At 63.9% G+C, this 2,622-nt stretch carries 2 protein-coding genes; both read right to left on the reverse strand.

Features of this window, described 5'->3' with window-relative positions:
- Positions 1 to 62: 62 nt before the first annotated feature.
- Positions 63 to 824 (reverse strand): IS21-like element helper ATPase IstB, encoded by a 762-nt coding sequence (istB, locus tag A5788_RS06045; RefSeq protein ID WP_012832286.1) that lies wholly within the window; start codon positions 822 to 824, stop codon positions 63 to 65.
- Between the two features lie 52 nt (positions 825 to 876).
- Positions 877 to 2,433, reverse strand: a complete 1,557-nt coding sequence (istA, locus tag A5788_RS06050) for an IS21 family transposase (RefSeq protein WP_064907286.1) — start codon at positions 2,431 to 2,433, stop codon at positions 877 to 879.
- Positions 2,434 to 2,622 lie beyond the last annotated feature (189 nt).

The raw sequence follows: 2,622 nt of genomic DNA on the forward strand, positions 1-2,622 counted from the left end.
GTGTCCGTCACGGATTTCCCCATGTTCGGGTGTGCTGGGTTGAGGGTAGCTGGGGTTGTGGGTTAGGTGGTTTTCGGTGTTCGTCCGGGGCGTTTGCGTGGTCGGTAGGACGGGCCGTCCATGAGGATCTGGTGGCTGGTGTTGATGAGTCGGTCGAGTAGTGATTCGGCGACGACGGGGTTGGGGAACAGGGGGTACCAGTCTTTGGGTGCGCGGTTGCTGGTGAGGATGACGGGTTTGGCTGCGATGGCGCGGTCGGAGACGAGGTCGTAGAGGTCGTCGGAGCCGGTGGTGGTGTGTTCGCGCATGGCGAAGTCGTCGATGATCAGGACGGCGGGGCGGGTGTATTCGCGCATGCGTTGCCCGATGGTGCGATCGGCGTGGCCGCCGGCGAGGTCGGCGAGCATGCGGGCGCATTTGACGAATCGGATGTCGTGTCCGCGTAACGCGACTTGGTGGCCGAGTGCTTGTGCCACATGGGTTTTGCCGACTCCGACGGGTCCGTAGAGGATGACTGATTCGCCGGCGTCGAGCCAGCGCAGGGCGGCGAGGTCACGCAGCATCGCGGCGGGCAGTTTCGGGTTGGCGGTGAAGTCGAAGTCGTCGAAGGTTGCTGATTGTTCGAAGCGGGCCCGGCGCACGCGCCGCGCCAGGGCGGCGGACTCACGGCGGGCGATCTCGTCTTCGCACAACACCTGCAGGAACTCCAGGTGACCCAGTTCGCCGGCGCGGGTTTGGGCCAGCCGGGCGTCGAGGGTGTCGAGCATGCCGGTCAACTTCAACGTTTTCAACGCGGCTCGCAGGCTGGGATCATGAATGGTCATCAGAACGTCCTTAGTGGAATAAGCTGGTAGTTAATGGGATTGGGTGTGAGGTCTACTGGCCGGCTGCCGTGTCGAGGTCGTCGTCGAAGGCGTGCGGGCCACGCAGAAATGCCGGTGGTGTCGGCGCTACCGGCGGTGTGGTGATGGTGTCGTCGTATTCGGTACCGGCGATCAGGATGCCTTTGATGGTGCGTGGCCCGACATCGCCGACGGCGATCGCGCGGGCGCAGGCGGCGTTGATGCGGTCATCGGGATACTTGGTGCGCAAGCCGACGATGGACTGGATCGCGCGCAGGCGGTGGATCGCATTGACCTCGGAGAGTTCAGCGACGACTGCGACCGCGTGCTCGCCGATCTCTTCGGCCTGCTTGCGGCACCACGCCACCGGGCGGGAGTGGTAGGCGACCTTGTGCGGCGGATAGTGCTCGAGGTTGGTTGCTCGTCCGCTCAGGTGCAGTACGTGGGTTGCCACGACCTGGTCGTCGGCGAAGACCTGGACCATATCCCCGCACGTGCGGACCCGCACGTGTGAGCCGATCAGCCGCCACGGCACCGAGTACAACGCTGTGCCCGCCTTGACATGACAGTCGGGGGCGACCTTGCCCACGTGGTAGGTGACACGTTCAAATCGTCTGGGCGGCAACGGAGTCAACACATCCCGTTCGATCTGCGCGAACAGTTCGGCGGGCGGCACCCCATCGATCCCGCGGTGGGCGTGGCGGCCGTACACGTTCAGACACCAGTCGAGGGCGGCCTGTTGCATCTGCGGCAGGCTGGTGAACTCGCGGCCCGTGAAGAACGAGTCCCGAATGTAGGGCATCGGGCGCTCGATGCGCGGTTTGTCTTTCGGAGTGAACGCGCGCGCCGGATCGATCAGCACCTCGTAGAACGAGGCGAGTTCGGCGTAGGCCCGGTTGATCTGCGGATCGTAGAGATCAGGCTTGCTGACCCCGGTCTTGAGGTTGTCACAAACGATTCGCTCGGGCACGCCGCCGAAAAACTCGAACGCATCCACATGCGAAGCGCACCAAGATGTTTGGTCCATCTTGAGGACCGGCTGCACAAACAACCACCGCGAGCACGACAGGATGATCGCGAACGCCCACACCGACACCCGCTTCCCGGTCTCAGGGTTGGTCCACATCCCGAGCTTGCCGTAATCGACTTGGGCTTCCTCGCCTGCAGGTACCGGGGGTCGTGGTGGGGTTGCGCGTTTCTCGTTGATCTTGTCAGCGAAATGTGCTGTCACATAACGGCGTACCGACGATTCCGACACATCAACCCCGTGGTCGTCGCGCAGACGTTGCGCGATCGTGGCCACCGTCACCGTGGCATCGAGCTGGCCGCTGATCCACTTATGATGCTTGGCGATCGGCGGCCACGTCACCGCCCGCGTCGAGGGATCGACAACTTCGGGGAACCAGCCGCCGATCAACTCCCGCCACACCGACTCGTCGAACTTGTCCCCGGTGCCCGGGCTCATTCCCGCCGCCAGCGCCGGCGCGAGATACTTGCGGATGGTCTTGCGATCCAGGCCCAACGCCTGGGAAATCTGTACCTGCGAGCGTCCGGCATACCAATGCCGAAACAACTCCAACAGCTGGGTCATCGTCAACGTCCTCCGTGCCACCTCAGGCCCCTTCCAGGGGCCCGGGAAGGGGCCCTGCAAGGAGCGAACCTGTAGCAGCACCCCAACCCCGCCCGACACGCCCCAGGGTGGGGAATTACGTGACGGACAGGTGAGGAATTACGTGACGGACAACCCCACCAACCTGGGGAATTACATGACCGCTGACAG

It is taken from the genome of Gordonia sp. 852002-50816_SCH5313054-c (assembly GCF_001665925.1).
In the GTDB taxonomy this organism is placed as follows: domain Bacteria; phylum Actinomycetota; class Actinomycetes; order Mycobacteriales; family Mycobacteriaceae; genus Gordonia; species Gordonia jacobaea.